The 25,224-nt window shown below is 60.0% G+C and carries 22 protein-coding genes and 1 pseudogene; 16 read left to right on the forward strand and 7 right to left on the reverse strand.

The genetic code is table 11. The annotated features are described in order from the left end of the window. The first annotated feature begins 3 nt into the window (after positions 1-3). From CS919_RS07010 to CS919_RS07035, 6 genes are all read left to right on the forward strand, one after another. A complete protein-coding gene (locus CS919_RS07010) occupies positions 4-999 on the forward strand; it encodes a helix-turn-helix transcriptional regulator (RefSeq protein WP_099298765.1) in 996 nt (331 codons plus the stop codon). Beyond that, the gene (locus tag CS919_RS07015) at positions 996-2,039 is read left to right on the forward strand and encodes a helix-turn-helix transcriptional regulator (protein ID WP_099298766.1); all 1,044 of its coding nucleotides are present in this window, start codon (positions 996-998) and stop codon (positions 2,037-2,039) included. The genes CS919_RS07010 and CS919_RS07015 overlap by 4 nt, the downstream gene beginning before the upstream one ends. Positions 2,040-2,117: 78 nt before the next feature. Then, positions 2,118-2,438: a Sec-independent protein translocase subunit TatA gene (tatA, locus tag CS919_RS07020; RefSeq protein WP_099298767.1), complete on the forward strand. Its 321-nt coding sequence runs from the start codon at positions 2,118-2,120 to the stop codon at positions 2,436-2,438. A 153-nt stretch (positions 2,439-2,591) separates the two neighbouring features. Further along, complete coding sequence (gene tatC, locus CS919_RS07025) at positions 2,592-3,719, forward strand: twin-arginine translocase subunit TatC (protein WP_099298848.1); 1,128 nt, start codon at positions 2,592-2,594, stop codon at positions 3,717-3,719. Between the two features lie 40 nt (positions 3,720-3,759). Continuing rightward, complete coding sequence (locus CS919_RS07030) at positions 3,760-6,474, forward strand: DEAD/DEAH box helicase (protein WP_099298768.1); 2,715 nt, start codon at positions 3,760-3,762, stop codon at positions 6,472-6,474. A gap of 64 nt (positions 6,475-6,538) precedes the next feature. Then, entirely contained in the window at positions 6,539-7,303 is a 765-nt protein-coding gene (locus CS919_RS07035) for an SDR family NAD(P)-dependent oxidoreductase (RefSeq protein WP_099298849.1), read from the forward strand. On the opposite strand, the gene CS919_RS07040 is transcribed toward CS919_RS07035, so the two are convergent. Continuing rightward, complete coding sequence (locus CS919_RS07040) at positions 7,300-7,629, reverse strand: hypothetical protein (protein ID WP_099298769.1); 330 nt, start codon at positions 7,627-7,629, stop codon at positions 7,300-7,302. The genes CS919_RS07035 and CS919_RS07040 overlap by 4 nt on opposite strands. Before the next feature lie 145 nt (positions 7,630-7,774). Between CS919_RS07040 and CS919_RS07045 the strand changes: the two genes are divergently transcribed. From CS919_RS07045 to CS919_RS07055, 3 genes are read left to right on the forward strand one after another with little or no spacing between them, the layout of a single operon-like run. Continuing rightward, positions 7,775-8,317: an FxsA family protein gene (locus CS919_RS07045; protein WP_099298770.1), complete on the forward strand. Its 543-nt coding sequence runs from the start codon at positions 7,775-7,777 to the stop codon at positions 8,315-8,317. A gap of 32 nt (positions 8,318-8,349) precedes the next feature. Then, on the forward strand, positions 8,350-9,975 hold the full coding sequence (lnt, locus tag CS919_RS07050; protein WP_099298850.1) for an apolipoprotein N-acyltransferase: 1,626 nt from the start codon (positions 8,350-8,352) through the stop codon (positions 9,973-9,975). A gap of 56 nt (positions 9,976-10,031) precedes the next feature. After that, positions 10,032-10,829, forward strand: a complete 798-nt coding sequence (locus CS919_RS07055) for a polyprenol monophosphomannose synthase (RefSeq protein WP_099298771.1) — start codon at positions 10,032-10,034, stop codon at positions 10,827-10,829. Positions 10,830-10,924: 95 nt separating this feature from the next. Here the strand turns inward: CS919_RS07055 and CS919_RS07060 are convergent, their stop codons facing one another. Further along, complete coding sequence (locus CS919_RS07060; protein WP_099298772.1) at positions 10,925-11,302, reverse strand: RNA polymerase-binding protein RbpA; 378 nt, start codon at positions 11,300-11,302, stop codon at positions 10,925-10,927. Between the two features lie 138 nt (positions 11,303-11,440). On the opposite strand from CS919_RS07060, the gene CS919_RS07065 reads away from it, so the two are divergent. From CS919_RS07065 to mgtE, 4 genes are all read left to right on the forward strand, one after another. After that, entirely contained in the window at positions 11,441-11,791 is a 351-nt protein-coding gene (locus CS919_RS07065; RefSeq protein WP_099298773.1) for a hypothetical protein, read from the forward strand. A gap of 90 nt (positions 11,792-11,881) precedes the next feature. Beyond that, positions 11,882-12,580 carry a YceI family protein gene (locus tag CS919_RS07070; RefSeq protein ID WP_099298774.1) on the forward strand — a complete coding sequence of 233 codons (699 nt, stop codon included), beginning with the start codon at positions 11,882-11,884 and terminating at the stop codon, positions 12,578-12,580. A gap of 91 nt (positions 12,581-12,671) precedes the next feature. Then, the gene (locus tag CS919_RS07075; RefSeq protein WP_099298775.1) at positions 12,672-12,854 is read left to right on the forward strand and encodes a hypothetical protein; all 183 of its coding nucleotides are present in this window, start codon (positions 12,672-12,674) and stop codon (positions 12,852-12,854) included. Further along, positions 12,854-14,254 (forward strand): magnesium transporter, encoded by a 1,401-nt coding sequence (gene mgtE, locus CS919_RS07080; RefSeq protein WP_099298776.1) that lies wholly within the window; start codon positions 12,854-12,856, stop codon positions 14,252-14,254. The genes CS919_RS07075 and mgtE overlap by 1 nt, the downstream gene beginning before the upstream one ends. Positions 14,255-14,336: 82 nt before the next feature. On the opposite strand, the gene CS919_RS07085 is transcribed toward mgtE, so the two are convergent. Beyond that, positions 14,337-15,041: a type 1 glutamine amidotransferase domain-containing protein gene (locus tag CS919_RS07085; protein WP_099298777.1), complete on the reverse strand. Its 705-nt coding sequence runs from the start codon at positions 15,039-15,041 to the stop codon at positions 14,337-14,339. Between the two features lie 716 nt (positions 15,042-15,757). Between CS919_RS07085 and CS919_RS07090 the strand changes: the two genes are divergently transcribed. Next, positions 15,758-17,338, forward strand: coding sequence for a cytochrome b/b6 domain-containing protein (locus tag CS919_RS07090; protein ID WP_099298778.1), 1,581 nt, complete (start codon positions 15,758-15,760; stop codon positions 17,336-17,338). Positions 17,339-17,770: 432 nt separating this feature from the next. Here CS919_RS07090 and CS919_RS07095 read toward each other — a convergent pair whose 3' ends face one another. Continuing rightward, entirely contained in the window at positions 17,771-19,039 is a 1,269-nt protein-coding gene (locus CS919_RS07095) for a YkvI family membrane protein (RefSeq protein WP_099298779.1), read from the reverse strand. Positions 19,040-19,271: 232 nt separating this feature from the next. Between CS919_RS07095 and CS919_RS07100 the strand changes: the two are divergent. Next, positions 19,272-20,326, forward strand: a pseudogene (locus CS919_RS07100) (App1 family protein phosphatidate phosphatase). Positions 20,327-20,368: 42 nt separating this feature from the next. Here CS919_RS07100 and CS919_RS07105 read toward each other — a convergent pair. Then, positions 20,369-21,763, reverse strand: coding sequence for an amidase family protein (locus tag CS919_RS07105; protein WP_099298851.1), 1,395 nt, complete (start codon positions 21,761-21,763; stop codon positions 20,369-20,371). 31 nt (positions 21,764-21,794) lie between these two features. Then, positions 21,795-23,537, reverse strand: coding sequence for an FAD-binding dehydrogenase (locus CS919_RS07110; protein WP_268803749.1), 1,743 nt, complete (start codon positions 23,535-23,537; stop codon positions 21,795-21,797). Positions 23,538-23,727: 190 nt separating this feature from the next. Between CS919_RS07110 and CS919_RS07120 the strand changes: the two genes are divergently transcribed. After that, on the forward strand, positions 23,728-23,898 hold the full coding sequence (locus tag CS919_RS07120) for a DUF2200 family protein (protein WP_200818356.1): 171 nt from the start codon (positions 23,728-23,730) through the stop codon (positions 23,896-23,898). 15 nt (positions 23,899-23,913) lie between these two features. On the opposite strand, the gene CS919_RS07125 is transcribed toward CS919_RS07120, so the two are convergent. Then, positions 23,914-25,203, reverse strand: a complete 1,290-nt coding sequence (locus CS919_RS07125; protein WP_099298781.1) for a cyclopropane-fatty-acyl-phospholipid synthase family protein — start codon at positions 25,201-25,203, stop codon at positions 23,914-23,916. Between the last annotated feature and the right edge of the window lie 21 nt (positions 25,204-25,224).

Genomic DNA, 25,224 nt, shown 5'->3' on the forward strand with positions numbered 1-25,224 from the left:
GCCATGACCGCAGCGTCGCACCGCAATCAACCCGTGGACGTCAGCTGGGATGAGAACACCTCCCGGCTGTTCAACCTGGTGATCGCGCTGATCAACTCGTCCTCTCCGCGTTCGGTGGACTGGATCATCGCGAACGTAGCAGGTTATGACGCAGGCTCATCTGCCACCAACCGCAAGCGTTTCCACCGCGACCGCGCCTCTTTGCAGGCGTTCGGGGTGGTTCTTCGCAAGAGCACCGGCGAGGCTGCAGGCGCGCAAACAACGGAAGCGTGGAGCCTGGATTCCCAAGAGCTGTTCCTCCCGGAGCTGGACTTGAGCCAAGAGGAAGCCGACGCTCTGGCCGCAGCAGCCCGGTGGAACCAATCGGAATCGCTGTCTGGAGCTGCGAAGAGTGCCTATCACAAGCTCGCGGCCGCGGGCCTGCAACGTGGGTTGGGCGAATCAGTGGTTTCCTCCGTCCCGGACCATACGGAACTGGATCAAGCCTCCGTGGAGGCCATCTTCCGTGCGCTGGACAAGAGCCTGCGCCTGAGCTTCGATTACTACCCCTCACTGCTGCACGTGCCCACGCGCCGCACTGTTGAGCCGTGGGCCTACGGCGCCGTGGACGGAAAGATCTACCTCACGGGCTTCGATCTCGACCGTGAGCAGCAGCGCACCTTCCGCCTATCCCGCATCGCGGACATGCAGGCCCTGCCGGAGTTCACCACCCACCCCGCGCCGAATCTACCCGCCGAGCAGTTGATCCTCCGCGGCCTGGAATCCGCTGGTTCCCGCATCACCGCGCGCCTGCGCTTTACCTCGAATTCCGGCGCCGAGGAACTGCGCGCCCTGACCGATGCGAGTGGTCAGATCGGCCCAGTGGACCGGAGCTGGTTGCTGCGCACAGCGGCAGCGTATGCGCCTGAGGTGGTCGTTGAGGAACCTTCGGATCTTGTCGACGACATCATCTCCCTGCTCCACGCAGTAGCCAACGAGCCAGGAGGCACCGACCAGTGAACCCCACGCAGAATTCCGCGGCCATCAGCAACGATGGAGCCGCCAGCACCCGCGCGGGCGAGCAGTTCGCGCAGAGTATGAACGTGCTCAACTGGTTCCGTGCGCATCCCACGGGCACTTTCATGCAGGCATCCGAGCAGCTGGGTATTCCTGTGGCACAGATCAAGCACGAGCTCACCCAGCTATCGATGTGCGGCCTACCGGGTTATTTCCCCGGCTCACTCGTGGAAGTCTCACTGGATAAAACCTCGGCTCAGGTGAGGTTTTCCGCTGGCCTGGACCGGCCACTGGCGCTGACTCCGATGGAAGCCGGGGTGCTGCTGTTCAACTTGGAAGCGCTGCGCAGCACCCTGCCTGCAGACCAGCAAGCTCCTGTGAGATCCGCGTCAGACAAGATTCGCGCCCTGCTCGCCACGGCACGGGATCGCAGCTCTCTGGACGAAAAGTTGGATGGCGCGGGGTTGACGTCGGAAAAAGAAACCCAACACACCCCGCTGCCTGAACAGGAAGAAGCGGCCAATGAGCTGCTACAACAGATCAACATGGCTGTGCGCGAGCGACAACTGGTGACCGCCGACTACCGCTCGCTGAGCAGCGACTCCACAACCCGCCGAACCATAAATCCGGATCACCTGGCAATTGTCAGCGGCCAGGCCTACCTGTGGGGCAGGGAAGAGGGACGCGAACAGCGCACCTATGCCCTGGAGCGCATGGACAACGTGCAGGTCGGCGAACCGGGGAGTGCCCCCGGAGCAGCGCAGGCACCACAGCTGCAAGAAGACGACCCATTCCAATTCGAAAACGCCGAATATTGGAGCACCCTGCGACTATCCCCAGAATTGGTTTGGATGCTGGAGTACTACCCAATGTGGCTGGTAGAAGATAAAGAGACACCGCTTGTCACCATCCCCGATACGGGGGCTTGGCTCGAGCGCTTCTGTATCGCTTATGGGCAGCACATTTCCGTCGTGGACCCAGAGGGGCTGCAGGAGAGAGTGCGTCACCGAGCCCAACGAGGGCTTCGGGCTTACAATAAATAGATACCCGCAGGACCCAGTACCGATCGTTCGCACAGAAACTCGTGCACACGGTGCTGGACTAAACACGAAAGGTGCCGCATGAACCTCGGCTGGCCAGAAATTCTCCTCATCGCTCTCGTTGTGTTCCTCCTCTTCGGAGCAACCCGACTTCCTAGCGCTGCACGTTCCTTGGGTCGTTCCATGCGCATCTTCAAGTCCGAGATGGATGAAATGAAGACCGAAAAGGGTGGGAAGAACGCTGACACGGAGCAGCAGGCAATCCAGCAGCAGGATCCGATGCAGAACCAGGTGCAGAACTTCGGACAGGCTCCGCAGGAGCAGCCGGTTCAGCAGCCACAGCAGCAGGGCGTTGCTCAGCCAGTTCAGCAGCCACAGCAGAACCCAGGTCAGCAGAACTAAGCACCAACGCAGGATCACAGGCCGGGAAGATCGCCGATGACCACACCTCACTCCGCATCCGCTGCAGGCTCCGCGCAGCCCGCGGCGAAGTCCGCGAAGCGACGCTCACTCAAAGCACGGAAACCGCGCAAGCAGAAGTCCGTCGACGGAACGATGAGCATCGTCGAGCACATTCAAGAGCTCCGACGTCGCGTACTCATCGCGGTGCTAGCAATCGCTGCGGGAACCATTATTGGTTACATCTGGTACGGAACTAATATCGGACCGATCCCGTCACTGGGTGAGATCCTCAGAGCCCCATACTGTTCCTTGCCAGCTGATCAGCGATTCGGCGGTTCTTCTGGAGAATGTCGCCTTCTCGCCACCGGCCCATTTGAGATGTTCCTTCTTCGATTGAAGGTTGGTTCTCTCGCCGGTTTGGTCTTTTCCTCTCCAGTCTGGCTGGGACAGATCTGGGGATTCGTCACTCCAGGCCTGAAGAAAAACGAGAAGAATTGGGCACTTGGAGTTTCCATCGTTGCAAGTACCTTGTTCACGATCGGCGCAGTTTTGGCCTACTTCGTTCTTTCGATGGGCTTGGAGTTCCTGCTCACGCTGGGCGACGAAGCTCAGATCGCAGCACTGAACGGTGAGCGCTACTTCAGTTTTGCCATTAGTTTGCTCCTCATTTTCGGAGTGAGCTTTGAAGTTCCACTTTTGACGGTGCTTCTCAACGCTGCGGGCGTAATTTCTTATAAGCAGCTCAATGAAAAGCGCCGCTACATCATCGCGTTCCTCTTCATCTTTGCCGCGTTTATCACTCCTGGACAAGATCCATTCTCCATGGTGATTCTGGCATTGTCTTTGTGCGTCATGATGGAAATCGCCACCCAGATTGCCCGCGTGAATGACAGGCGCCGCGCCAAGCGCCGCGAGGAGTGGATGGACGTGGATGACGAATCATCGTCCTCCATCGATGCAGCTACTCCAATCGGTGGAGCGGGTTCTGTCCTCGATCCTGCCGAGCAGGTCACGGCTTCCTCCATCGACAACCCAGAGTCCTTAAAGAACCAATTCGGAGAACCAGTCACTGCCACGCCCGCGCCACGCAGTAGCAGTAGTGCGCGTCCGATGCAGCAGGACACGTATGGACGACGCAACGGACTAAATCTGCAATCCAACCAGCAAAACTCTCAAACGCCGAACAACGGGTCCCCACACAATGGACCAAATAATGGCCCAGACAGCGGGAACGGAACTGCACCCGGAGCAGCAGGCGGATTCTTCGACGACGTCCTCTAGCCGCGATACCCGCCGACTCGCGCGGGTAGGCTCGGGGACGATGACTGACCAGACACACACTGTTTATTCCCCAATCGTCGAGCAATTTCGCGCCGAGTATCCCTTCGGGCTCGATAAGTTCCAGCTAGACGCAGCTGAAGCCATTGCCCAAGACAGGGGAGTGCTGGTGGGAGCCCCCACCGGAGCGGGCAAGACTGTCGTCGGTGAATTCGCTGTCTACACCGCCTTCCACAACCAGGGCGCGTGCTTCTACACCACGCCCATCAAGGCACTGAGCAACCAGAAGTTCCACGACCTGGTTGCCCGCTACGGCGAGGAGAACGTCGGCCTGCTCACGGGCGACGTGACCGTAAACGGCGATGCTCCCATCGTCGTAATGACCACCGAAGTTCTCCGCAACATGATCTACGCGGATTCGGAACGCCTGCGCTCACTGACCCACGTGGTGATGGACGAGGTCCACTTCCTCGCAGACCCCTCCCGCGGGCCGGTGTGGGAAGAAGCGATCTTGAATCTGGACACTCGCGTCACCTTGGTTTCGCTCTCCGCCACAGTCTCCAATGTGGAGGAATTCGGCGGATGGCTGAGCACCATTCGCGGTGAAACGGACATCATTCTCACCGATAAGCGTCCCGTGCCGCTCAATCAGTTCATGATGGTCAGCAAGCAGATCATGCCGCTGTTTGATTCCACCGACGAGCACATCGGTTCCATCAACCGGGCAGTAGTAGCAGCGGCTGCAAAGCAGGAAGAGACCGGAAAGCGCCGCGGGCCGAAGCGCTCGGATGTGGTCACCCGCATGCACGCCGCCAACATGCTTCCCGCGATCTACTTCATCTTCTCCCGCGCCGGCTGCGATGGCGCGGTCAAGCAACTGCTCGTGGACAAGGTGGACTTCACCTCACCCGCAGAACGCGAAGAAATTCTGCGCACGGTCGATGAGGGCGTGGGCGGGCTGACCTCCGAAGACCTCGAGGTGCTGGGCTTCCGCCACTTCCGCCGCGCGCTGTCCCGCGGTTTCACCAGCCACCACGCAGGCATGCTCCCCGCATTCCGTCACATCGTGGAGGATCTGTTCTCCCGCGGCCTGCTCAAGGTCTGCTTCGCCACGGAAACCCTCGCGCTGGGCATCAACATGCCCGCACGTTCCGTGGTGCTGGAAAAGCTCATCAAGTTCAACGGTGAGGCACACGTTGATCTCACCCCCGGGCAGTACACGCAGCTCACCGGCCGTGCGGGCCGCCGTGGCATCGATACTGTCGGCAACGCCGTGGTGCTGTGGTCCCAAGGCATTGATCCATACGCAGTGGCTGGGCTGGCTTCCACCCGCACTTATCCGCTGAACTCTACGTTCCGCCCCGGCTACAACATGGCCGTCAATATGCTCGGCACCCAGGGATGGGAAGAGTCCCACCGCCTGCTGGACCGATCATTCGCTCAGTACCAAGCCAACGGCTCCGTGGTGGAACAAGCCGAAGCCGTAGAGCGCCGGCGACGCGAACTGGAACACCAGGCCAAGGAGCTGGCGGCGCTGATTCGCAGGGAGCGCCCCACCCAGCCGGAAAAGGCGCAAGAGGATTTGGACCTTGCGGTGGAATACGCAGGTTTGCGTCGGGAATTGGCGCAGGAGGAACGCCGGGCCAAGCAGCACGCGGGCAGCCAGCGCCAACAAGAAACAGTGACACTGTTCCAGGGGCTGCGACCGGGTGATGTCATCGCGCTTCCCACCGGCCGCGATCCACTGACGGCCGTGGTAGTCCGCGCTGATTCCTCGCCGCGGCACCCGCGCCCAACCGTGGTGACGGAGGAGGCGTGGGTCGAGCGACTGACCCCGGATATGTTCAGCAACGCACCGGTGCATATCGGCCACATGAAGCTGCACAAGGGCGTGGGCCGCAACCCCAAGCGCCAGGCGCGTTCGGTGGCCGCCAATCTCCGCCGCATGCACTTCGATCAGAAGCCAACCAAGCTCAAGCCAAAGGCTAAGGGCGGTTCGGCGCAGGCGACGTCGCTGCGCATGCAGGTGCAGGATCATCCCGTTCACGCGTGGGATTCTCGGGAGAACATTTCCCGCTCGGCGATTCAGTACATCAAGGCGGAACGTCGTTTGGAGTTTGAGCAGGGGACTGTCACCACCACGGGAGAGAGTCTCGCGGCACAGTTCAATCGCATCGTGGCGCTGCTGGAAGAACTGGACTACGTGGAAACCAGCATCGATGAAAGCGGCACGAAGCACGCCGATATCACCATCGAGGGCGAGCGCCTGGCGCGCATTCACCACGAATCTGACCTACTGGTGGCGCAGTGCTTGCGCCGCGGGATCTGGGATGATCTGGATCCGGCAGAACTAGCCGCGGTGTCCAGCGTGGTGGTCTTCGAGAACCGACGCGAAACCGGCGAGGAGATGGAGGTTCCCTCCGAACCCCTGGCCGAGGCGATCGACCACACTATCCGCATCTACACCGAGCTCAGCTCCGATGAGCAACGCCACAACATCCCCATCACCAGGATGCCGGAACTCGGCTTCGCCACCGCCCTGCATCAGTGGACGGCAGGCGCACCGCTGGACTATTGCCTGCGTGCTGCGGAGGCTTCCGGCGCCTCGCTAACGCCGGGCGACTTCGTCCGTTGGTGCCGCCGCGTCATCGATCTGCTGGATCAGATTCGCAACACCGCCTACTCGGACCGGGTGAAGACCACCAGCCGCAAGGCAGTGAAGGCGATCAACCGCTCTGTCGTGGCGTTGGAGGCCTAAGGGTTTTCGCCCGCCTACACTGGTTCGGGTGAATGATCGCATTGCTGAACCCAATCCCTCCGCAATCAACTCCGCCACGTCCGGCTCACGCGGCCCTCGCACCATCGCCATCTTCGGTGCGAACAGCGAGATCGGTGCCGAGATCGCCCAGCTGCTCGCGCCCGGCAACCGCCTGGTGCTGGCTGGTCGTCGCTTGGAGGACCTGAAGTCCCAGGCGTCGCGTCTTCGTAGCGCGGGTGCGGTGGATGTTCGTTATGTGTTTTTCGACGCCACCTCTACCCACACCCACGCCGAGATCATCGAAGAAATTGAAGCCGAGGGAAAGATTGATACGGCCCTAGCGATGTTCGGCGTACTCGGGGATCAAGAAAAAGCTGAGCGCAGTGGGGAAGAGGTGCACAAGATTCTGCACACGGACTTCACTGCGCAGGCGGTGCTGCTGACGGAGCTGACGCACCGCATGAAGCAGCGGAGGCGTGGCACGGTGGTGGCGTTTTCTTCCATCGCCGGGGCACGAGTTCGCCGCCCCAACTATGTTTATGGTTCCGCTAAGGCAGGGCTGGACGGCTTCTGCCAGGGAATGCAGGATGCGTTGGTGGGCACCGGTGTGCGATTGCTGGTAGTCCGCCCAGGTTTTGTCATCGGCAGAATGACCGAGGGGATGGATCCGGCACCGCTTTCGACCACTCCGATCAAGGTGGCGCGAGCCACGGTGGATGCCATTAATAGCGAAAGCGCCCAGGACGTGTGGATCCCAGGCACTTTGCGGCAGCTGGCCGCAGTGATGCAGATCGTGCCGCGCTGGTTGTGGCGGCGCGCGCCGCGTTAAACGCCGGCGATGTTGTAAATCAGGGTGCGCAGTACGCCGTAGAGGAACGCTCCTGCGGTAGCTGCAGCGATTCCGCCGAAGATGATCACGGCGGCCTTCTCAGCTGGAGAGTAGCTTTCGAAGCCTTCCCCCTCAGACTTTTCGAAGAACCAAGATCCCTCAGCGTCACCCTCACTGCTGCCTTCAAGGCCCGGGTCAGTGGATCCATCTGCCGCATCGGCCTCCGCTGCGTACGCGGTGACCTGCTCCGCCTGGGCGGGAGCGACTACGGTGAAGGACAGTGCCGCGACGGTGGCTGCTACCAGTGCGTTTTTGCGAGTGCGCATCCTGAAAAATCCATTCTCTAAAGATCGTTATTATTTTGTTATGGAAGCTTCGTCTAACCTAGCGCGCCCCCGTCGGCATTTCAAAGGAAGTGGCGCAGACTAGTGTGGAAGCATCACCCCCTTAAAGCTTTTAGGAGTTCGCACCATGCCATTGTTCGCGGCGGCCTACCTCATCGTTGAGGTCATCGCATTTATCCTGCTCGGGATGTGGATCGGCTTCGGCTGGGCATTGCTGGCCATCATCGGTCTGTTCGTGGCGGGTCTGACCATCGCTAGCTGGCAGTTCCGCGCACTCACTCAACGCGCCACGCAGCAGGCGGAGCACCCAGAAGGTGGTCACCCGGGCCGCTTGACCGGCGACCTCGCCCTGACGTTCGTCGGTTCTCTGCTGGTCGCGGTGCCCGGCGTGGTGAGCTCCCTGGCAGGCATTTTCTTCCTGCTGCCGCCCACCCGCGCGCTGATCCGCAAGGGCATTGGCGCCGGCGCCCGAGCTGCGTTGGCCCGTTTCGCGGATTCCACTTTCACCAGTGTTTATGGCGTGGCCCGTCCGGGAAGCAAGGCGGACCGTCGCGAACAGCGTTCCTCACAGCCGCAAGGTTGGGGAGAGGTCATCGATCACCGCGAGGGCGAGTCCCACCGTCCCGAGTCCCCTGAGGATCCCCACAACAACGGCGGAACGCACCAGTGATTCGTCTGCTCCTGGCCGGATTTTCCGGGCTCATGCTTTTCGCGTCTTTCCAGCCCACCGGCCTGTGGTGGGCTGCTCCTTTGGGTATGGCGCTGTTCTTCGGCGCGGTCACGCCGCGTAACGCTATCTTCGCTGCGTGGCTGCAAGGTCTGGTTCTCTACCTCCTGCTTTTGCCCTGGGTTGGCGAGTTCGTGGGATGGTATGCATGGATCGCTTTGGCTGCGGTTCAGTCGCTATATTCGCTGGCTTTTGGCGTGGGCCTGCGCTACTTGTACCGCTCGCCGGCCCTCGGTACCACGACGACCAACATCGTCGTCTCGGGTATTGCCACCGCCGCGTGGTTCGTGGCCACGGAGTTACTGCGCGCTGCCTGGCCTTTCGGCGGGTTTCCCTGGGCCCGGTTGGCATGGGGGCAGATCGGCGGTCCTTTGGCCTGGTGGATTCGCCTCGGTGGCCCCGCGTTGGTCACCTTCGTGACGGTACTTTCTGGCGCAGCGCTGGCATGGTTGTTCTGGACCGTTGTGGCTGGTCGTTTTCCTTTTTTCCGACGCCAACTCCGCCCTGTTCAGCAGGCCTCTTTGCTGCTGCCTTCCGCGATCACGCTTATCGTGACCGTGGCTGTGGGATTGGTGCTCAGCCAGACCGCACAGATTAATCCTTGGGACGAAAACGGGGGCAAAACTCCCACTGTGCGCGTGGCCGCCATCCAAGGCAATGTTCCTCGGTTGGGCCTGGATTTCGCTTCCCAACGCCGGGCCGTTCTGGATAATCATGCGCGCCAGACACACAAGCTGGCGGAAGCGGTGGAAAGGGGAGAGCAGCCCCAGCCAGACATCGTGATCTGGCCGGAAAACGCCTCTGACGTGAATCCCATCACCAGCCAGGATGCTGCCCAGATCATCGGTGACGCGGTAGCCGCGATCCATGCGCCAATCTTGTTGGGAACAGTGACCCCAGAGCACAACCGCATGGTGGTGTGGACGGAGCAAGGCCCCATGGATATTCACGATAAGCGCTTCCTGCAGCCCTTCGGTGAATACATGCCGCTGCGGGATCTGCTCCGCAAGATCACCCCGCTGGTGGATCGCGCTGGAAACTTCCAGCCGGGGCAGGGCAACGGTCTGGTACACGTGCAGACCACCTCCGAGCAGGCACACGGCGGCGATATACCCGTGGGCATCGCCACCTGTTACGAGATCAGCTTCGACGATGCGTTCCGCACCTCCGTGCGCGATGGCGCTCAATTGCTGACCACTCCCACCAACAACGCGACCTTCGGTTTTACGGACATGACCTACCAGCAACTGGCGATGAGCCGGATGCGAGCCATCGAATACGATCGCTCACTCGTGGTAGCCGCGACTTCCGGTGTCTCCGCGATAGTGCAGCCGGACGGATCCGTCGGCCAGCAGACGCACATCTTCGAAGCCGATTCGCTCAGCGCGGAGCTCCCGCTTCACCAGAACCTCACTGTGTCTGCTCGCATCGGCCCCTGGGTGGAATGGGTGCTCGCAGCAGCTGGTCTGCTCTGTGTTCTGGTGGGCATAATGGCGCGTCCGCGGGAAGTGACGTCGGGAAGAAATGTGCCCGCTAAGAAAAACAATAAGAACAAGAAGGCCAATTCGGGTGTCCGTCAGCGCACAACCCGGAAGAAGTAATTAGTATCGTTACGGTATTGGGTCATCACACCCGCTAAGAAAGGTTGCACATAGACATGGCGAAACTCAGCGAAAAGACGCTGGTTATCATTCCGACGTTCAACGAACTCGAGAATCTGCCTCTCATCATCGACCGCCTGCTCACCGCAGAGCCAGAGCGCGTCAACGTGCTGGTGGTCGACGATTCCAGCCCGGACGGCACCGGAGACAAGGCCGAGGAACTGGCGGCCAACGACGACCGCATCCATGTCATGCACCGCGAAGGCAAGGGTGGCCTGGCAGGCGCCTATGTTGCTGGCTTCAAGTGGGGCTTGGAGCGCGACTACGAAATCCTTTGTGAAATGGATGCCGACGGCTCCCACGCGCCCGAGCAGCTCCATCTGCTTCTGGACCGCATCGATAACGGCGCTGAGATGGTTCTGGGTTCCCGCTACGTGCGTGGCGGCAAGACCGTGAACTGGCCAGTTAGCCGCCAGCTTCTGTCCCGCGGTGGCAACATCTACTCCTCGCTGGCGCTGGGCGCCGGGTTGTCCGATATCACCGGTGGCTACCGCGCGTACCGCCGCGATGTACTGGAAGAGATTGATCTGGACACTTTGGGTGTCGCGGGCTACGTCTTCCAGGTGGACTTGGCTTTCCGCGCTGTGGAGCTGGGCTTCGACGTGCGCGAGGTTCCTATCACCTTCACCGAGCGTGAGCTGGGCGAGTCCAAGATGAGCGGCAACATTGTCACCGAGGCAATGTTGCAGGTCACTAAGTGGGGAGTGGCTCACCGCTATGACCAGGTGAAGAACTTGGTGACGGAGTTCTCCCGTATTGGCACGGGCACCGTGAAGAATATGTTCACCAAGTAGCTTTTCGCGCTACGGCCATGCGAAAGGCCGGCCGCCACGTTTATTCGTGGTGCCCGGCCTTCGTGCTTGTCAGCGAACCTGCAACGCCTAAGGCTTTAGGCGTTCTTGGCTGCTTCCTGCTCCTTCATGAGCTTCACGGCATTGCGACGGCGCTTGCGGAGCAACTCCACGCGCTCTTCCAGCAGCACGTCCAGCTCTTCGAGGGAGCGACGCTCACGCAGCATGTCCCAGTGGGTGCGGGGAGGCTTTACCGGCTTGGACTCCTGTCCATCGCCCTCCATGAGAGTGCCCGGCTGGCCGTTCTTGCACATCCACTCGTTAGGGATTTCTGCATCGTCGGCAAACGGCACCTCAAAGACCTCACCGCTATCGGTTTGGTACTTCACCATGCGGCGAGGTGCCAGGTCATGGTCGCGATCCGTCTCATAAGAAACCGCGCCCATTCGGCTGCCACGCAATACGCGATCTGCCATTTATGCCTCACTCCTCAAATAGATTATTCACAATCTGACCGTAAACCACTTCATCTTACCCGGAAACTGTAGGGATAGATGCCTCAAGGAGGATTCGGTCACCATGAACTCAACGAACCAACACTAGGATTTGTTCCCATGAGCTCCGCTACTTCCCGCACCCGCCCACAGCATTGCCACTGGTGCGGCCGCGAGCTGGGAGAAAGCGGCACGGGTAGGCCACGGAAGTACTGCTCGCCATCGTGCAAACAGCGCGCCTACGAACAGCGGAAAAACTTGACCGGAACGGGCATTCCCGCCGATGCCGTGATTTACTCCGCCAGCTCCGCGAACCAACTTTTGGACGAACTCTTCGAGCTCCGATGCGCTGCGGAAGATATCCAGACTGCCGTTTCGGAAGGCGAGGATGCAGCCTCGATATCCGAGCTGGCCACAGAGCTGGTGGACATCGCCCGGCGCATCGAGAAGCTACGTGGCCAAGCGGAATGATTCACTGACCGTTCGCAGCGCTCAGCCACACTCCGCACCGCATACACTGCCGGGTTAGAGAATCTGCGACGGAGGGCTAGGCTGATATTTATGCGTAAGGGAATCATCACGCTCGGTGTCATCGGCATCATTGCCAGTCTGCTTTTCGCCTTCGGTCCGCTCGCGTACCGCGTGCTCAACGATAAGGGCCTGCAGACCGCAAACCTGGCCAACGGTGGCGAGCCAGCCAGCATCGGCATGGATGGCACCTGGTTCACGGTAGAGGGCTACGGTTCCAACAGCACGCAGGCGGGATATACCTTCTTCGAGAAACTCCCTGCGGAAGACAAGACCACCTCCGGCCGCGCAGACAACCACGATGGCGAAAGCGTGCATGGCGAGCTGCGCGTAGAAAATGACACGCTGGTGGAGGGCACGGTCAAGGTAGACGTGGGCGATATCAGCTCGGACAACCAGCGCCGCGATGTCAACGTCCGCCGGGACATCCTGCACACTGATTCCTACCCAACCGCCGAGTTCACCGTCACCAAACCAGCGGACTTGTCCCACCTGCCTAGCGACGGCACCGTCGGCACCGTGAAAGTCACAGGAGACCTCACGCTGCACGGCAAAACCAAAGAAATCACCACCGAGCTCACCGCCCTGCGCACCGCGGAGAGCGTGATCATCGAGGGCAATATCCCGGTCAAGCGCAGCGACTTCGATATCGAAGCCGGGGAATTCGTGGCCGCTGTCATCGACGATGAGGGCACCATCGATCTCCTCTTGGTCTTCCAGAAGCGCGGCTAGCGCAGCAATTTACGCGGTCGCTCACGCCCCCAATCTCCGCAGATAGCCAGCCTTCCCACCCGCCGCAGTGACGGGCGTTTAAGCTAGATCTATGTCCCCGCAAATGGTTTTCTATTCCCGCATCATGCGTAGCGTGGTGCTCGCGTTTTTCATCGGATTTCTGCTGATCACCGCTAGCAACTGGGTGAACTACCTGTTTGCCGCAGTGTGTGGTCTGTTTCTCGCGGTGACCGTCTTCCAGCTGTGGACCACCCACCAGAGGGATAACCAGTAATGAGCCCGGCTGCTCAGAAACCGCTGAAGTCTGTCGTCGAAACGGAAAAGATGGACGAGGTCCGCGACTGGCTGGACGGCAAGCCCTCGGTGATTATCGCCGAGGAACTGCACCGCCTCACGCCCGCGCAGATGGCGGTTGCGTTCCGTGTGCTGCCGAAGGATCGGGCGCTGCACGTCTTTGAATACATGGACCCTCCGGTGCAGGCGGAGTTGCTCTCTGGCCTGGTGGAGGGGGAGACGGCGAGCATGTTGCGGTCGCTGGCGCCAGATGATCAGGCGGAGTTGCTGGATGAGATTCCGGCCAAAGTCGCGGCGCGTCTCATGGAGGGTCTGCCCGCCAGCGAGCGGAGTTTCGTTTCGGATTTGTTGGGTTACCCTGCGGAGTCGGCGGGGCGTCTTATGGTTCCGACGCCAACAGTTCTCGCCCCAGCTGCGACCCGAGAAGAAGCGCTTGACAAGATTCAGCGCAACGCACAGGCGCAATCTTCGGCGGATGACCATCACGATTCCACGGTGATCGATTCCGATATCGCGGTGGTTCCGGTGGCGGATAATTCTCGCCGTCTGTTGGGCACGGTGTCACTGTCCGCAGTGGTTGCGGCTCCCACGGGAACGCAGATCGAGCAGATCATGCACCGGGAGAAATTCCAGGTCAAGGCATCCGAGGACCAGGAGGTCGCGGCACGCCTGATGCAGGAAGCTGACTTGCTGGCGCTGCCGGTGGTAGACGACGAAGAGCGGATTCTGGGCTTGATCACCGTCGACGATGCCATGGAGGTCCTGGAGTTCGAGGCCACCGAGGATGCGTACCGTTCCGGCGGTTCGGAGCCGCTGAAGGAGCCGTACCTGAAGGCAACGGTGCTCACGCTGGCGAGGAAGCGCGGCACGTGGTTAGTACTGCTGATTCTCGCGGCTTTTCTGACCATCAATGTGATGGAGTTTTTCGAATCCACGCTGGAGGCGGTGGTGGTTTTGAGCGTGTTCGTGCCGATGATCATCGGTACGGGCGGCAACGCTGGCGCTCAGGCTGCTAGTTCGGTGGTGCGCGCACTGGCCGTCAACGAGGTACGGCCCAGCGACGTGGCACGGGTGATTTGGCGCGAAATCCGCGTGGGCTTCCTCCTGGGAATGTTCCTTGGCGTGGTGATTTTTCCGGTCATTTTCTGGATCTATGCCCTGCCAGTGGCTTCCACAATCTCCATCACCATCGTGGCCATTTGTACCTGGGCATGCATCGTGGGCGGCGTGTTGCCGTTGTTGGCACGGAAGTTGGGCGTAGATCCCGCGGTCTTTTCGACGCCAGTCGTGTCTACTTTGGTGGATGCCACCGGCCTGGTTATTTACTTCACGGTCGCCGGGACGATCATGGCGGATCAGATCGCCGCGGCGACGGGGTAGTAGGCGACAGGGTAGTGGCTAGCAGGGGTCGCTGAAGTCTCCGGAATTGTTCAGCGTGCGGCGTTTTATGAAACAGAGCTAATTAGCCAAGGTTGCGGGTAGCAACCATTAACTCAGCTAATTCCTTGGAGGATTGCGGATTCTGGCCCGTGTAGAGGTTTCCGTCCTGAACCACGTTGGAACGCAGCGGGAATCCCTTGCTGTAGGAAAGACCGGCTTCCTTCAGTTTGTCTTCGAGGTACCACTTGGCCTTCCATCCGAACGGGTTGATGCGCTCTTCGACGTTCGACAGGCCGGTAACCTTGCGTCCGGCGAACGGGGTATTGCCCTGCTCATCGACTGTTGCTAGCAGTGCCGCAGGGGAATGGCACAGAAGTCCCAGCTGGCCACCTGAAGCGAGCTGGTCAATGAGAATCTTGCCAGAAGCCTTATCTACGGAGAGGTCTTCCATCGGTCCGTGTCCACCTGGGTAAAACACCCCGTCAAAGTCATCTGCACTCAATTCATGCAGGTCAGCGGCATTTTCTAAGGCTGGCTTGAGTTCTTCGAGCCGTTCCTTCATCTTCTTCGCCGTGGATGGAAGTACGCCACCGGAAACCTTCAAGCTCAGCTGATCCACGACAGGAGTTTTGCCACCAGGTGTAGCGATGGTGATCTCATATCCTGCGTCGGAAAAAATATCATGAGGAACCACAAATTCCTCCGCCCAGAAACCGGTGGGATGCTCGGTGCCATCCTTGAGGGTCCAGTGATCGGCGGCGGTGAGTGCGATCAAGATTTTCGTCATGGTGAGAAGCTCCTTGAATGTTTGTGGGTTCTTGTGGTGAACGGTGTGTAGCTCGGTGGTTCGCCGACCACCAACCATTTATACACGCGTGATGGAAAGCTATGGGATGGTCGATTGCTCGCCCCGAATACGGACGTCGTTTCGTCACACGTGACGAAACTAAGGTGAGCAATTGGCCACGCAAATAGGGAGGCTGGTGGCCATTATCAGCGCCCGGTGGCCTCCCGGGCGGCTTTCCATTTTCAACGCCAGGCTCATCTCAGTTGAGCTTTGAGCCAGGTGGGCAGATTTCCATAGTGAGCTCTAGAGAGAATCTCGATCTGTTTGACCGTTAAGTAGTTTGAGTGGCCGGAAATACGTAGTGCGTCTTAGATCATCGACAAGTCGATAGAGAAGCCAGGTGGTGCTCAGGGCACACAGTAGTGAGCATGCCCAATGTCGCCGAACCGGACATAAGGCGCATCCGCCACACGGCAGAAACGCCAAGCAACTCACTGTGCACCACTTTCTCCACCTAAGGTCACAAATAGCCGATAATATACATTATGACACTTTAGCTTTTGAAGGCCTGCCCTGGGCTTTCGCATTGCGGGCGAACTCAAGGCAACTTCAAGGTGTGGCGAATGCTCAACTACACTCTTTGAGTGATGTAAATTATATGGGCTAAGGTTATATAACCAGAGCTATGACGAGCCTCAATCTGCAGGAGACTACATATGTCCAACGATGATGCCAAGGGTCAGCCACTCAAGCTGAACCCGGCAGTCGCCCAGGCGCCGGGTGCGCCATCGGCGCCAGCACCGGCGGCCAATGCCCCGGCACCTAGTAACCCCGAGCCAGCTGAGGCCGCTCAGGCCCCTGAGGCTCCTCAAGCGCCTGCCGCTGAGTCCACTACTAACGAGTCCGCAGCGGAAGCACCTACCGCTGCGGCCACCAATGGCGGTGGCCCGCTGAAGCTTGGCGCCCCAAGCGCCCCAAGCGCTCCAGGTGCACCGGGAGCTCCTGGTGCACCTGCTGCCCCGGCTGCTTCTGCACCGTCTGCACCAGCGGCTTCCGAGGGAGCATCCGCTCCTGGAGCTCCTTCTGCTCCGGCTGCGCCAAAGGCACCGTCCGCACCGGGTGCTCCATCTGCTCCTGGCGCACCGGGCGCTCCGCCCGCCCCCTCTGCCTTCTCCCCTTCCGCACCGGGTGCTCCCGGTGCCCCTAAGGCTCCTTCTGCCCCAGGTGCACCTTCTGCTCCGGGCGCTCCCGGCGCCCCAGCTGCAGGCGCTCCTTCTGCTCCATCCGCACCAGGCGCTCCAGCGGCTGGCGCTCCCGCTGCAGGTGGCAAGGCTCCTGTTCAGCAGGCCGCCCAGAACAAGCCAAAGGAAAAGCCGAAGAAGAAGCGCGAGCCAGTTGTCATTGGCGATCGTACCCTCGGCCAATGGGGCAAGATCGCTGGCATCACCATCGCCGGTGTCGTGGTCCTCGCGGCCATCGTCATCTTCGGCGCTCGCTGGCTCACCGGCCTGGACTCCGTGTCCAGCTGGATGGACAAGTACCCAGGCGAGTACCACTTGCCTGACTTCGTGGAGCCCGGTTTCCCTTGGTGGGCACGCTGGACCCACTTCTTGAACTTCTTCTTCATGGCCCTGATCATCCAGTCCGGTCTGCGCGTGCGTCAGCAGCAGAAGCCACCGGCTGTGTGGCAGCCAAAGAAGGGCGGCAAGAAGATCAGCATCAACCTCTGGCTACACACCTCCTTGGATATCCTGTGGATCGTCAACGGCGTGCTATTCATCGTGATGCTCTTCGTCAGCGGCCACTGGGCACGCATCATCCCTACCAGCTGGGAAGTCTTCCCGAACGCTCTGTCCGCGGCACTGCAGTACGCATCCATGGATTGGCCAGCGGAGAACGGCTGGGTTAACTACAACAGCTTGCAGCAGCTCACCTACGGCATCGTCGTGTTCATCGCCGCTCCTCTGGCGATCATCACCGGCCTGCGTATGAGCGAGTGGTGGCCAAAGAAGGCAGACAAGCTGAACAAGATCTACCCAGCTCCACTGGCTCGTAAGATCCACTTCCCCACCATGCTGTTCTTCGTTGTCTTCATCATCGGTCACGTTTTCTTGGTTGTTACCACCGGCATGCTGAAAAACCTGAACCACATGTTCGCTGGCACTCCGGCTGAGGGCTGGGGTGGCTTCCTGTGGGCCGTCGGCGCTCTGTTGATCACCATCGGCGCGCTGTTCGCAACACGTCCACTGCTGATCGCCCCTGTTGCTTCCAAGTTCGGTACCGTCAGCCCTCGTTAAGCTCTGATCGAGTCCGGCTAGATGCCCATCGCTTCATGGCGGTGGGCATTTTCTTTTGCCCGACGCCAAACTCCCCCGCCTCTCCCACCGTTGTCCCCGTTTAGCACAACGATCCCCCGGAAGTGCCAAGACGCTTTCCGCGACCTGGGAAAATGCAAACTGGGTGGCACTTCCGGGGGATCATTGTGCATATGCAGCCCAGAGAAGGCGCCAAAACTAGCAGGCGCCAGGCCAATGGGGCACCGGACCAAACACGCGCCCATCCAAACAGTCACCTGAGCAGGCACCGGCCCAACCCGGCACCGGCATAAACAAAAAGGGCCTGGGCTCCGATAAAGGATCGGAGCCCAGGCCCTGCACAAGCTTTCCTTACAAGGCATGACCCCTGTCAGGATCTAGCCCTGCACAAGCTAGCGCTGACTAGCGCTGCAGCTAGTAAGAAGTCTTAGCGGCGTCGGAGTTGGCGTCGGACGAAGAATCTTCGTCTTCTTCGCTGGAATCATCGTCGCACACCTCAGCCTCAATGACCTCGCCGGTGTTGTCCATATCGGACTCCTCCAGCTTGGAGGATAGGGTCTTGTGATCCTCCTCGGTGAAGTCCTCTTCAGGATTCTCACGCTTTTCCACGAGGGAGTGGATCTCCTCGCGCAGCAGACCTTCCTTCTTGATCATTTCGCGGTTCTTGATCCACCACGCCACCAACACGCCGATGGTCAGGATGCCCACGTAACCAATCACTGGGTAGACGTAGGTCATCAGAGCCTCGAATCCCACGAAGCTGATACCGAAGCCCACCACACAGGTGACCAGGAAGACCGGCGCGTACTTGCCCGGGCTTTTGGCAGTCAGACGACGGCCCAGAGCGTAGAACATGCCGATGCACGTGTTGTAGATCAACCCGTAGATGACCCACACCATGATGCTTGCCAGGATCGGGTGGATCGTGTCAAACATGGACAGCATTGGCACGTCAGAGCCTTCAACCTTGTCCATGTTCAGCAGCAAAGTCACAGCGGACATCAACAGCATGACTGTGTAGAGCAGGCCACCCATGAGGCCACCCAAGCCCACCTCGCGTGGGTTTGCGGTGCTACCACCGATAACCAAGCACATGGACACGCCCAGGACCAGCGCCAGACCGTTGTAGTTCAACGCGGACAGAATCCATGGCTTAACCGGAGACTCTTGCTGCTGAGCCAACTCGCTCAGGGACCCCAAGTCAGCTGGGAAGTTCACCAGCGAGTAGATAAATGCACCGATGACAGCGATGATGATGAACGGCGTGATGAAAGAGATGATGCTGGACACCTTGTCCACATCCATCAGGCCGGTGAACATCACGATGCCCACCATGACCAGCGAGCCGATCCATGCCGGCCATCCGAACTGCTGGTCCAGCGTTGAACCTGCACCGGCGATCATCACCACACCGACGGTGAACATGGTAAAGGTGACGGCGAAGTCCAAGAACTTGGACACGATGGGGTGCGTCAGGTTGTTGAACACGAACTTGTGCTCACGAGCCAGGAAGTAACTGCCCAGCTGCAAGATGACGGCGCCTGCTCCGGCCATCACGATGCCAGCGATCACTGCGCCGGCGATTCCCAAATAGCCGAATGATACAAAGTACTGAATGACTTCCTTACCTGTGGCAAATCCGGCGCCTACCAACAGGCCCACGAATGCCAAGGCGATTTTCATCGAGCGTACGAACGACACTACGAAGTCTCCATTTCCTATGAGTTATGAAACTTAGTTATGAAACCTTGTCTATTTTTCTCCAGTCGTGCATGTTATAGCACTGGCCTGAATTCTTCCGATAAGGCTCACTGGCTAGTCACTCACTATTAGCGATCCTGCAGCCAGCCCCATTGCTGCTTCCACGCATGCTCCCCTCCCGCGCCAATTCCCGAGTTGCCCTAATATCTTGTTCATGGCCATCTCTGACTTCGCGCGCGCCGTGGAAAAACGCATCAATAGCGCTGGTATCAGCTATACCGAGCGGGCGGGGTGGCATCCCAGCCTCGCGGGTTACTACGGCTACGGCGATGTGGACAAGGTTCGCGTTTTCGCCCGCGTCATGATGAAGGCCCCGGATCGCGAGAATATCCTGCCGCGCCGCGGGTTCCGCCAGTTCTTCACCATCCAAGTTGGCGATCATCCCGTGACCATTCAGGCTGGTAACGAGACCGTTAATACTCATACCAACAGTGGCGGCTACGTGGATTTCCCGGTGAAGAACCACGGCTTGGAACCCGGCTGGCAGACGGTGCGGATCGAGGCTGAGGGCGCCGAGCCCGTGGATGCCGAGGTGCTGATCTTGGAACCGGGCACGCGGTTCGGTGTGGTCTCAGATATCGATGACACGATCCTGGTCACGATGCTCCCCCGCGCCGTGACCGCGGCGTATAACTCGTGGTTTGTCCGCACCAATGCGCGTAAGCCGGTGCCAGGCATGACGGAATTTTATGAGACGATTCTCGACGAGCACCCGGAAATTCCTTTCTTCTATCTCTCCACGGGCGCATGGAATACGTTTCATTCTTTGGTGAATTTCATTGCCAAGCACGCTTTGCCCAAGGGGCCGATGTTGCTCACGGACTGGGGACCTTCGCAGACGAGTATGTTCCGCTCTGGTCAGGAGCATAAGCGCGTGCAGCTGCGTAATTTGGTGATTGATTTCCCAAATATCACGTGGATTCTGGTGGGCGATGATGGGCAGCACGATCCGTTTATTTACGGCAATTTCGCCGAGGAGCACCCGGATCGGGTGGCCGCGCTGGCTATTCGTCAGCTCTCTCTCCAAGTGAGCACGTTTTGGCGCACGGAACGGCCGCTCCTTTGGGTGAGGTGTTGCACCGCGGCATGGTGCCGACGATCGCCGGCGCGGATGGTTTTGATTTGCGCAAGCAGTGGGTGGCGATGGATGAGATTCGTCCGGGTGTGCTGCCTCACGCCTTTTCTTCCGACGCCAACCTCTCCTCCTAGCCCACTTCTCCCCTGGTTTTTCCGCTGAAGGCTTGCTAGCTTCTACGCGCTAGGACATTGGAAGTGCGGAATCGCATCGTCGTAGAGCATCGCCGAATCCAGAATCTGCGCCACCTGCAGCAGATCCGCTTCTCCTCGTGGACCCACCAGCTGAACGCCGACGGGCAGCCCGTCGCTGCCCATACCTCCAGGCAGCGAGATTGCTGCATGACCAGACACGTTCCACTCTGCGGCGAACGCGGTGGACGACAGCGAGGCCAACTGGGTGCGCAGGCTTCCCGTCTTCAGGTACGCGCCCGCGCGCGCCGGGCGATCGGCAACAGTCGGAGTCAGCAGAGCGTCGAATCCTTCCAGCTTCTGCGTCATTGTCTCTCCGAACGTCCGCGAGTACTCGCGTGCCCATTCCTTGAGCTTGAACCGGGCCCACGCGCCCAGTAGTTTGGTGCGCTTGTGGCGCGGTTCGATCCGCTCAGGGAATTCCAGCCCGGCGATCTCCTCCCGAATTCCACCGTAGAACTGGGTGACAAATGCCAAGGTGGGGTCTGGACGTTTAAAATCCACCTCGCGCACCTCGTGCCCTTTTGCCCGCAGCCTGTGCACGGCATAAGCCACGGCGCGAAGGTGATCATCATGGACTTTGATACCGGGAGTCGCGGGCGTGGTGTTCACCCCGATGACGAGCTTTCGGGGCCCAACCCTCTTGGTGAGGAGAGAATCGCGGGTGTGATCAGTGGCGATGGCGTCGAAAATGAGGGAACAACACTCCACGGAGCGCGCGATCGGCCCGGAGGTGCCCAGCTCCATCCACAAATCTGCATACGGGTCGGTGGGGACCGATCCGCGGCAGGGCTTCAGACCAACGGTGCCGCAGTGCGAGGACGGAATGCGGATCGAGCCGCCACCGTCGCCGCCGATGGCCGCAGGCACCATACGCGCAGCCACTGCAACCGCAGAGCCACCCGAGGAACCTCCTGGTGTACGAGACGGATCCCACGGGTTCCGGGTGATTCCAAAAGCGTCGGACTCCGTGAAGGGAAAGGCGCCAAACGCAGGCATCAGGGTCTTGCCGAGGATGATCGCCCCGGCCTCCCGCAAGCGCTTGACCAGCAGGGAATCGCGCGCTTTCGGGGTGGGGTTGCCCGCAGTGCCGAAGGTGGTTGGCGTTCCGGCCACGTCGATCTCGTCCTTGATGAGGATGGGCACACCGTGGAGGAGTCCGGGTTGAAAGTCAGGCTGTAGTGCCAGCTGATCCAGCTCATCGGCGGTACGAAGCGCTTCGTCATCCAGCAGGACGTGGATCGCGTTGAGCGTGGGGTTGAGCTCCGCGATCCGTGACAGGCACGCTTCCACGCCCTCTCGAGCTCCTGAACCGGGATGTTTCAGCACGGATTGTCGCCACTCGCGAACCCCGAATTGCTGCCACGTCGATGGATGCATGCCCGACTCTCCCTGTGCCATAGCTACTCTGCTAATCCACGAAGTACTGCAGGTTTTCTCCAACCCGCTTGCCGGAGTGGATACAGCCGCCCAAGAACGTGCCCTCCAGCGCATTCTTGCCGTGCATGCCACCACCACCGAATCCGGAGACCTCGCCAGCAGCGAATAGGCCGGGCAGAACAGAACCATCGGAGCGCAGCGCACGGCCGGACAGATCCGTTTCGATACCGCCCAGCGTCTTGCGCGTCAGCATGCGCAGACGCACCGCGATCAGCGGGCCCTGATCCTCATCCAGCAACTTGTGCGGGGCCGCGCAGCGCACAATCTTGTCGCCCAAGTAACCGCGAGCCGTGCGGATGTAGTTGACCTGATAGTCCTTGCCGAACTTGTTGTCCACCTGGCTGTCGCGATCCTCGATCTGCTTGCGCAGGCGAGCCACATCGATCTGCGGCGCATCCTCTCCGGTGACCTCGTTCATGCCCTTGACCAGCTCACCCAGGTTGTCCGCGATGACCCAGTCCTCACCGTTGTCCATGAATGCCTGAATCGCCGGATGGGTGCCCGGTCCCACCTTGCTCAGCAGGTTCTTGACCTTCTTGATGGTCAGGTCCGGGTTCTGTTCGGAACCGGAGAAGATGAACTCCTTGTCTGCGATCGCCTTGTTGAGCACGAACCAGGAGTAACCGTGCCCCGTTCGCCCAATCTGCTCGACGCCAGCCAGGTTGTCTCCACCAGGAATGATTGTGTTCGGCAGGCGATTACCCTCTGCGTCGAACCACATGGATGACGGCCCGGGGATGATGCGAATGCCGTGCTGAGGCCAGATCGGATCCCAGTTCATCATGCCTTCTGGGTAGGCCCACATCCGGTCCGTATTAGTCAGGCGAGCACCCGCATCTTTGGAAATCTGGATCATGCGACCATCCACGTGTGCGGGAACGCCGCAAACCAAGTCCTTGGGTGCCTCTCCCCAACGCCCGACTGGCCATGCCTTCCGCACCAAGTCCAAATTTCCGCCGATGCCGCCCGAAGTGACCACCACGGCCTGCCCGCGCAGTTCGAATTCACCCGTGACCTCGCGGTTGGAGGCAACTCCTCGCTCTTGGCAGTCCTCGGCCAGAACGCTGCCGCGCACACCCACGACACGGGGTCCTTCCGGGGTGCCTTCTGTGATTAGTTCATCGACTTGGTGCCGGAAAAGGAAGGTGACCTTGCCTTCGGACTCGAACTTCTCCAATGGCTCCCGAAACACTCGCACCACCTCGGGACCGGTGCCCCACGTGAGGTGGAAGCGGGGAACGGAGTTGCCGTGACCGGAAGCGTCGCCGGACCCGCGCTCGGCCCAACCTACAGTGGGCAAGACGTTCAGGCCCAGCCCCTTGAGGTAGTCACGCTTTTCCTGGGCTGCGAAACGCACGTACTCGCGGCCCCACCGGCGCGGCCAGTAGTCGTTTTCCGCATCGTCGAACTGTGCCGAGTTTTCCCAATCGCGCCACGCCAGCTCTTCGCTGTCCTTGACTCCCATGAGGCGCTGTTCGGGGCTATCCACGTAGAACAGGCCACCCAAGGACCAAAACGCCTGCGCGCCGAGGTTTTGCCGACCCTCCTGCTCCACCACCGTCACGCGCAAACCGCTGCGCACGGCTTCATAGGCGGCGACCATTCCTGCCAGGCCACCACCAACGATGATGACTTGGCTTTCGGTCTCTGCGCCGTCGTTCGGCTCGGTATAGTTCGGGGACTCTGATGTGTACGCGGTAGGGCGAAAACTCACGGCCGATGCGCCTCTTTTCCATACTTTTCGAGCTCGGGATGTGCGGGCTGCACATATACTTCTACTTCTCTGACAATGCCACGGCTGAAACAGGGCACGCTGTGCGTGAGATCTTATTTTGTTGGCGAACCCATCGCTGCAAGTTCGGGGAATTTTTCGCTTTTCACCAGAAGTTCCACGACTATGCATTATGAGGTGCCTGGCTGAGCACAAGATTTTCGCGATGGCAGTGGCCGATGTGTATCCCCACTACGTGGCCAAAGCAGAGCGCAAGCAGCGCACGAAGCAAGAGGTTGACCGCATCATTGAATGGCTAACGGGATATGACTCCGCGGGTCCGAAAAAGGTTCTGCGCGATTAATCCTGCAGCAGGTTTTTAGCTGCGAGGACGGAAAACGAACTGCACGCAATCTAGTTCGCCAGCTTCCGCGAGGCACTGGTGCAGCGCGAGCTGGTATTCCCACAAGCGGCGGAACACGGGATCAAAACCAGCCGCAGCAGCCTGCCGTTCCCTAGCCGCGAAATTCGCGCGCCACAGAGGGATCGTGGCGGCAAGATGCGATCCCAAGTGGCTTTCTGCACTGATGCTCAAGCTGGTGTGCTTGGCGGTGGCATTGCGAATGTCTGAGACGGTGGAGTATCCCAGCGCGGGCCAGACGTACGCCCGCATCACGTCGAGAGCTTCCTTACTGGTCTCACGCATTGCATCCGTTGCCACGCACGTCTGCACCACAGCGCGCCCGCCTGCAGCCAACATGCGATCGATTGTCCGCAAGAAGTGACGCATGCCGCCTGGGCCCAACGTTTCCATTCTTTCGACGGAAAAGATGGCGTCATAAGTCCCCGACCATTGCCGAGGAGACGGAATGGGGCCGTCGATGGTGATAACTCGCACGGCACCTGCCACGCCAGCGGCACGCACCCGGGCTTCAACGGGTTCCACGTGGTCTTCGTCGCTGGTCAGAACGTCCACACTTGCACCGCGGAGTGCGGCTTCAACGGCCAGCTGACCACCGGAGCTGGGAAGTTCCAGCACCCTGTCCCCTGGGCCCACTCCGGCCTCGTCCAGCATCGCCTCGATACGTCGTACTTGAGCGTCATCGAGATCGAGCCGTTCCACCGATTCCGGAGTGCCGTACCAGGTCACGTCAATGGGCCATTGAGTTGTGGAGCGCTTGGAGGATCCTGTCTGGACATCCACCATCTCTGTGGCAGAGGAGCGCGAAGCAGCAGAAAATAGCGCGCTGCCCGTGGCTCGAGTGGATCCTGCGTACAGTTCCACCAGCCCTTCTGGAAGTTCGCCGGGCCGGACCGTGCCGAAATTGCGCTGGGATTTGGACCCTAAGGATCCCATGAGCTTCCCGGACTTCTTCTCCCATTCGTGGGAGAGCAGCACGTTAAGCACATCCGGCAGCGGCTCGGCATCCCATTCCCCGGCCAAGTAGCCTTCTGCGAGGCCTAGCCAACCCTCTGCGACGATGCGATCGATAACTTGGCCATCGCGCACCACCATGTTCGGCACGCTGCTGGTATCTAGAGCGATGTCATTGGATTTCAGCAGCGCCTCGAGGCGGTCTGTCACATCACGGGCACGCAAGCCTTGAAACCGAGCCTGCGGTGGCCGAACCACATTCGGCCAACGTTGCTCATCGATGTACTGTTCCACGGTTGTTTGCGCACCTCCTAG

This window comes from Corynebacterium dentalis, assembly GCF_900232865.1.
Classification (GTDB): Bacteria; Actinomycetota; Actinomycetes; order Mycobacteriales; family Mycobacteriaceae; genus Corynebacterium; species Corynebacterium dentalis.